At 41.2% G+C, this 6,433-nt stretch carries 7 protein-coding genes; 3 read left to right on the forward strand and 4 right to left on the reverse strand.

The features are described from left to right. Positions 1-839: 839 nt before the first annotated feature. Positions 840-1,130, forward strand: coding sequence for a DUF378 domain-containing protein (locus A9239_RS13305; RefSeq protein WP_176722155.1), 291 nt, complete (start codon positions 840-842; stop codon positions 1,128-1,130). Between the two features lie 235 nt (positions 1,131-1,365). Here the strand turns inward: A9239_RS13305 and A9239_RS13310 are convergent, their stop codons facing one another. From A9239_RS13310 to A9239_RS13320, 3 genes are all read right to left on the reverse strand, one after another. Further along, the gene (locus tag A9239_RS13310) at positions 1,366-2,199 is read right to left on the reverse strand and encodes a TIM barrel protein (protein WP_048117121.1); all 834 of its coding nucleotides are present in this window, start codon (positions 2,197-2,199) and stop codon (positions 1,366-1,368) included. Between the two features lie 14 nt (positions 2,200-2,213). After that, the gene (locus A9239_RS13315) at positions 2,214-2,546 is read right to left on the reverse strand and encodes a hypothetical protein (protein WP_048117123.1); all 333 of its coding nucleotides are present in this window, start codon (positions 2,544-2,546) and stop codon (positions 2,214-2,216) included. 106 nt (positions 2,547-2,652) lie between these two features. Next, on the reverse strand, positions 2,653-3,135 hold the full coding sequence (locus A9239_RS13320; protein ID WP_048117125.1) for a phosphopantetheine adenylyltransferase: 483 nt from the start codon (positions 3,133-3,135) through the stop codon (positions 2,653-2,655). A gap of 419 nt (positions 3,136-3,554) precedes the next feature. Here A9239_RS13320 and radA point away from each other — a divergent pair, with 419 nt between their 5' ends. Together radA and A9239_RS13335 are read left to right on the forward strand one after the other, a co-directional pair. Next, positions 3,555-4,532 carry a DNA repair and recombination protein RadA gene (radA, locus tag A9239_RS13330; RefSeq protein ID WP_048117131.1) on the forward strand — a complete coding sequence of 326 codons (978 nt, stop codon included), beginning with the start codon at positions 3,555-3,557 and terminating at the stop codon, positions 4,530-4,532. 198 nt (positions 4,533-4,730) lie between these two features. Further along, positions 4,731-5,411: a phosphoglycolate phosphatase gene (locus A9239_RS13335; RefSeq protein WP_048117133.1), complete on the forward strand. Its 681-nt coding sequence runs from the start codon at positions 4,731-4,733 to the stop codon at positions 5,409-5,411. 191 nt (positions 5,412-5,602) lie between these two features. Here A9239_RS13335 and A9239_RS13340 read toward each other — a convergent pair whose 3' ends face one another. After that, positions 5,603-6,217: a transglutaminase family protein gene (locus tag A9239_RS13340; protein ID WP_048117136.1), complete on the reverse strand. Its 615-nt coding sequence runs from the start codon at positions 6,215-6,217 to the stop codon at positions 5,603-5,605. Positions 6,218-6,433 lie beyond the last annotated feature (216 nt).

Below are 6,433 nucleotides of genomic sequence, written 5' to 3' on the forward strand. Positions count from 1 at the left end.
CTGGTATTTCATTTAGCTCTTTTGATTCTGGTTCTCTACTCCAAAGAATTGGTTCAGAGTGAAAACATGCAAAAGGAGGTCAGATACTTCCTCCATTAAGTGATATTTTGAAGTATTGTATGTCGGGTTGAGAAATGTATCACCCTAGAAAGTTTTCCTGTGGGATGACGTACTCATATGCTCAAAATGGCTGGATTTGCTAGGTCCTGTGACTTGACAGCGTTGCAAGGGTGTTTTCAGGATGGTCACAGGCTGACCTTAACTTTGGTACAAATTTAGTCCATTTTAAATCATGAACAGGTTCATTCATAAATGATAACATTTGCGTGTGAAGCTCACATGATAATATCAAGAACTCCAAGGAACCTGGCTTTGATAATTGGATGGGATAAGAATACTATGAAGAACATAAAGTGGAACCATCGTAAGAATCGTGAAGTGAAATAAGCGAAGGCAGGTTGATATGCTTTAACCAATAAGTACTGAATCAGGTTGTAATGAGTCTGCATCATTATGTCAAATGGGTAAATGGCTCTTGATTTAAGGGTGGTTTCTAAGGTATTCACATTATTTGAGGTTAATCCTACAGCTTTACTATTCCTTCTTGAGTACGCTTCAATAGATGGGTATATCGAGATGAGTATCTTGAAATTTATTTTTTTTACGCCCGATAGCAGGTTAAGGATAGAAGGTTAAGGAATAGATTCATAATATCTTAGCTCCAACATTGTTTACGAGAGCAAGTGATTGGATCATCCAAAAGCCTGGAGTTTCCCAAGTCAGAAAAAGATGATCTGTCCTTTGTGAGTGCTCTATTTCAGTGGGGAGGTTTGATAAAGATGCGTAAAATGCATAAAATGCTTACGGATAATACTCTATACATTCCGGCTAAGCTGCTAACAATAATAGGGGCTCTTAACTGGGGTCTTGTAGGGCTCCTGAACTTCAATCTGGTAGCGGCTATATTTGGAAAAAAATCCATTCTCTCGCGGCTGGTCTACATTCTTGTGGGCCTGGCTGGAGTTTACTTAGTGATTAAATACAAGGCAACGTATTTAGCAAAGCGTGAGGCTAAAAAGGGTAAGTATCAATATAGCGGTAAGCAATACAGTTGGAGCGGTATTCAATAATATACAGGAATCGCTTTCTCAATTGGACTTGCTTAAAATGCATCCTTAATATTATTTTGAGTAATATGTGCTTGCAATGTCAGGTACATATTAATCTCTTTTACCTGTAAGCTATTTTCTAAAAAGCTTAAACAAAAAATAAAAAATATATTAGAGTTTTATCCGGAATATCGGATACATTTTTGTTTGGGTTATGAGCACCCAGGTAAATTTTAAAAAGATTCTAAAATCAAAATTATATCTCTTTATAAAGCATCCTCAACATAAGTGCGTCTTCTTCAAGAATAGGACTCTCAAGTATGACCCTTCCTTGGGCTTTGAATTCTTTTAAAGTTTTTATAAGCTCGGGATAATTTAAATCAGATTCTTTCAAAGGCAGATGCCTCTTTTCTCCACTCGTGCCGTACTCAACTCCTGAGACATGCATGTGCATGTTCGAAAGTCCTTCCTTTCCAAGGCTTTCCTCTACTTTTGATAGAATTTCCGTAAACTCAGAGTAAGAGTTTTCCTTTCCTTCCCTCGCATGCAGATGGCAAAAATCAATGCAGGGCATGACTCCTTCTATTTCTGCACTTAGCGAAAGCACTTCTTCAAGCGTTCCAAATTGTGTACGTTTGCCCATAGTTTCAGGGCGCAGGACTGCAGGTATTCCTTCTTCCCGGAATTTTCCGGTAAGTTCGTTGAGGGCTTTTGATATGCTCTCAAAGGTGCTTTTTTTGCTGCTTTTCTGATAAAATCCGGCATGCAGTACGATTGATTCGGCTCCGCAGAGACTACCTATTTTTGCGGCATTGTAAATTCTTTCCAGGCTGGCTTTTAATTTTTTTTCTTCATAAGAATTCAGGTTGATATAATACGGGGCATGGACGCTCAGGGCTACCTCTTCGTCATTTGCAGCTTCCAGGACGTTTTTTGCCCCTTTTTCGCCCATGCGTACTCCCTGGACAAATTCAAGCTCCATACAGTCAAGGCCAAGTTCCCTGATCCGTTTGATTCCTGAGATACTACTTGTTCCTTTTGAGCTTCTCGGAATTCCTGCGGTTCCGAAAAGTAGATCTTTCGAGGGCATTTTCAACTGTCCTTTTAGAAAATTCCCACAAAATCTTTTAGCTGCTTTGCCTTTTCAGGAGACAGCTTCTCGGAGACTACTGAAACCAACTCTTCAAGGTCTTCGTCCAGGGATCGAACATCCTCCTTTCCTTCAAGGGCAAGCCCTACGAGGTAATCAAGTTCCTCAGGGTCCAGTCTCTCCAGTCTTTTTCTGAAATCTTCAGAAGACTCAGCAAACTTATGTGATACCGGACGCAGGATAAAAGGAAACTGGTGCCCTGCTTCCCTGGAAATTAAGCTTCCTCTGGCTTCGGGAGCAAGCTTGTTAAAAATCTCAATGTCCTTCGGTGTAAATTCTCTGGGCATATTATCACTTTATGGCTCTGTCCTAATTTATAGCTACTTTAATCTATTATTATAAGATCTAATCGTTTAGTGTTAGTGAAACTACTTAGTGTTCAATTCTTAGTACTCAATTCTTGTTACAATGCTTAATGTTCTTTTTCAATCTGCCGTGCCTGTCAATCTCCCCTTTTGCAATCCTTGTTGAGGAAATCGGGATTCCATCTTCAGCCATTACATACTCAACGTATTCGATTTTGAGGGGCTTCTTTCCTTTCTCTTCCCTGATGCGGTTCATTTTAAGGGCGACCGGATAAGTCTCTGGAGATACAATTATATAATCAAAATCCTCTTCGAGAGCAGGGCCGTAGGGGTTATTCAGCTTTGTAATTTCATATCTGTCGTCTGGGATTCCCATTTCTTTTATGTATTGCAGCAGCCAGTTCCTCCTTTTTTCATAATTATCGACGCTATGGCTTTTACTTAGCATCTCATCCGAGGTAAGGCCTATGTGGACTTTTCCATCCTTTGCTATCTCAAATGCTTTTTCAATCAGTTTGGCGTGGCCGTCATGAAAATACTGAAACGTACCGCCGACTGCGACCTTTGGCATGATGGGTGATAATCCACCAAGTAAAAAGAATTTTTGGTTTTTTCCCAGCTTTTTGGAAATTTTCACTCATTTCCTCTCTTTTTCTTCTTTTTTCTGCTTTTCTTCCATTTTCTTTTCTATACTTTTTCCTTTCTTTTTCTTGTATTTTTCTCTTTTTTCTTGTATTTTCTTTCTTTTTCTTCCTTCTCCTTATTTCTCTTCTTTTTCCTCTGATTTTTCTTCGACTTTTTTAAATGTGAGTGTCAAAAAAGCCTTCTTTTTTCTCTCTATTTGCCTGGTTTTCCGGTAATATAACCGTGTTTTAGAGGCGCTTTAGAACACTTTCACCTCGCTTCCTCTAGTTATTTATACCTGCAAAACCATTGTTGAGCAACTGTTATGCACCTTATACAAACATGTGCATCTTAGGAGAATTTGTAATGAGCCAAATAACACTCGAAGAGCTGCCCGGAGTTGGCCCTGCAACCGCAGAAAAACTCAAAGAAGCTGGATTTAACACCATTGAAGCAGTGGCTGTTGCCTCTCCTTCTGAACTTGCAACTACAGCCGAAATCGGGGAATCAACGGCTGCAAAAATCATCAATGCTGCAAGGCAAGCTGCCGATATTGGAGGTTTTGAGACCGGAGACGTCGTGCTTGAAAGGCGGAAAATGGTAGGCAAGCTGACGACCGGTTGTATGGAATTTGACGAAATGATGGGTGGGGGCATAGAAACCCAGGCAATTACCGAACTGTACGGAGAATTCGGTTCAGGAAAGACCCAGCTGGCCCACCAGTTTGCAGTCAATGTCCAGATGGACAGGGAACACGGAGGGCTTAACGGTTCGGTTATCATCATAGACACTGAAAACACTTTCAGACCTGAAAGGATTGCACAGATGGTAAAAGGGCTTTCCGAAAAATACGGCATGGAGCTTGACCCAGAAGAGTTCCTCCAAAATATCCATGTCGCCAGAGCATACAATTCCAATCACCAGATCCTTCTTGTTGACTCTGCAACAGACCTGGCAAATGAGCTTAGGGAGATGGGAAAACCCGTTCGCCTGCTGATTGTTGATTCGCTTATGGCTCATTTCAGGGCTGAGTATGTGGGAAGGGGAACCCTTGCCGACCGGCAGCAGAAACTCAACAAGCACATGCACGGCCTGCTCCGCTTCGGGGACTTATTCAATGCCTGCGTGGTTGTAACAAATCAGGTCATGGCAAAACCCGATGCTTTCTTTGGTGACCCTACAAGGCCTGTTGGAGGTCACGTTGTAGGACACACAGCAACCTTCAGACTTTACCTGCGGAAATCTAAAGGAGACAAAAGGATCATACGTCTGGTGGACTCTCCCAACCTGCCCGAAGGAGAAGCTGTTATCGCAGTTACTACAGCCGGACTCACAGATCAGTGAGACTCAAACAGTGAGACTCAAACCGGACCAAGTGAGACTCAGGATCAAGAGGGCTCAGACCAAGAGAACTCAGACCAGTATAAGTAAGAACCAGGCGTATTAAGAAGCAAATGACATTGAAGTAAACGATCAGTAAATGGTAGATGTATTCAAAGCCGGGTAGGGAAACATTTTATCTACCCGTACCAAATCTTTTTTATGAAATTCAAAGCTATTGTTGCCGATATAGACGGTACAATCACCTGCGAGAAAAGGGAACTTCATCTGGAGGCCATGAAAAAGATCCGTTCTCTTAAAATTCCGGTCGTGCTTGCCACAGGAAATACCCTATGTTATGCAAGGACAGCTTCAATGCTTATCGGCCTGGATGGGGCGGTAATCGCAGAAAACGGAGGGGCTATTGCTATCCGCTTCGATTTGCAGGGTACTTTTGAGGAAAGCCTTGAGGAGTGCGAGAAAGCCTATTCTTTTCTTTCCGAATATTTCAAGCTCACTAAACTTGATCCTTTATATCGAAAAACTGAGATCGCCCTCAAGAGAGACTTTGATCTCAAAAAAGCCAGAAACCTTCTCAAAAGCCAGAACCTAGACATCGAAATGGTTGATACCAAATATGCCATCCATCTCAAGAGTACGAAAATCAATAAAGGAGTAGGTCTTCAGAAGCTTGCGGGCATGATGGGCTTAAAATCCAAAGATTTTGTAGCCATAGGAGATTCCGAAAACGATTTAGAAATGTTTGAAGTCTCAGGTTTTGGGATTGCTGTTGGAAACGGGGACGAAATAATAAAGGAAGCCGCGGATTATGTGACAGAAGATTCCTTTGGGGGCGGGACCGTAGAAGCCCTTGAATTTCTAGAATCAAAAGGGTTGATTTAAAAGCTACCAGCTCTCCTTCCTTGAACCTCTGAGGTTCCCTTGAATCTCTGAGGTTCCCTTGAATCTCTGAGGCTCCCCTAAATATCTTTGAAGCTATTCTTAAGTTTCCCTGAATCCTTTCCCTTAAAGCTCATTCCAACGCCTCCTCCAGAGCTCCCTCCAATGCTTCCCTCAGGCTCTCCTGATTAACCTTAAATTTTAAACAACTCTTTCAAACTAAGGTCCCATTGATCCCACAATTCTTTCATATCTTTACTTGTCTTTAATATTTCAATAACAGTAGGATTGGGTTCTGCGAAGATTACTGGACTATCTTCTTCCCCAAGGTCTTTATTTACTTTCTTGGAAATTTTTTCTTCGTATATGGAAAACTGAGCATTACGGCCTGGTTTGTTGCCTCTTGCATCCAATCTTATCCATTTATCCAGGTCCTTTAAATATACCGCGTTTAAGCCGTGCAAGAATTTTATGTTAACGTCCCGACTTGAAGAAAGTTTCTGATAACAGAACCCAGCCGGCACCTCGAAATATCTCAACATGGCTGCAAACAGGTGGGCTTTGGCACAACATATTCCGTGGCCGGCTTCCAGAACTTCTGATGCCTTGCAGGTAACGGTCATTTCTCCTATATCGCCGGTGTGATGAATCTCGTCCCGGACGAACTCATAAACCCTTTTAATCAGACTTATTTCGTCTCTGGTGCCTTTTTGTAGTTCGAGGCACTTATCAACGATCAGCTTGTTATCAAAGTCTATGATTTCACTCTTTTTGAGGTAATCCTGAAGGTTATCGCTTTCAGTGTACATTTTTACTCGCCTGTCAAAAATACTAAAAGGCTTTTAGTACTAAAAGGCCTTTCTATATGAAATTTAAGTCCTATACGGGAAATTACTTTTTTAAAATTATCTATGAACTGATTCCGAAACTCAAATTGCTCTTCTGGATTTCATATTTCGAATATTCAAACGAGTTTCTGGTCATAAGAACAATTCTGAAATGTTATGGATTTAAAAATTGAATTG

It is taken from the genome of Methanosarcina sp. A14, from assembly GCF_001729375.1.
Taxonomy (GTDB): domain Archaea; phylum Halobacteriota; class Methanosarcinia; order Methanosarcinales; family Methanosarcinaceae; genus Methanosarcina; species Methanosarcina barkeri.

Bases quoted from the DNA above. Each gene is read 5' to 3' on its own strand.
- A9239_RS13320 (WP_048117125.1), bottom strand. From the start codon at position 3,135: ATGCCAAAGGTCGCAGTCGGCGGTACGTTTCAGTATTTTCATGACGGC.
- radA (WP_048117131.1), top strand. From the start codon at position 3,555: ATGAGCCAAATAACACTCGAAGAGCTGCCCGGAGTTGGCCCTGCAACC.
- A9239_RS13315 (WP_048117123.1), bottom strand. From the start codon at position 2,546: ATGCCCAGAGAATTTACACCGAAGGACATTGAGATTTTTAACAAGCTT.
- A9239_RS13305 (WP_176722155.1), top strand. From the start codon at position 840: ATGCGTAAAATGCATAAAATGCTTACGGATAATACTCTATACATTCCG.
- A9239_RS13310 (WP_048117121.1), bottom strand. From the start codon at position 2,199: ATGCCCTCGAAAGATCTACTTTTCGGAACCGCAGGAATTCCGAGAAGC.
- A9239_RS13340 (WP_048117136.1), bottom strand. From the start codon at position 6,217: ATGTACACTGAAAGCGATAACCTTCAGGATTACCTCAAAAAGAGTGAA.
- A9239_RS13335 (WP_048117133.1), top strand. From the start codon at position 4,731: ATGAAATTCAAAGCTATTGTTGCCGATATAGACGGTACAATCACCTGC.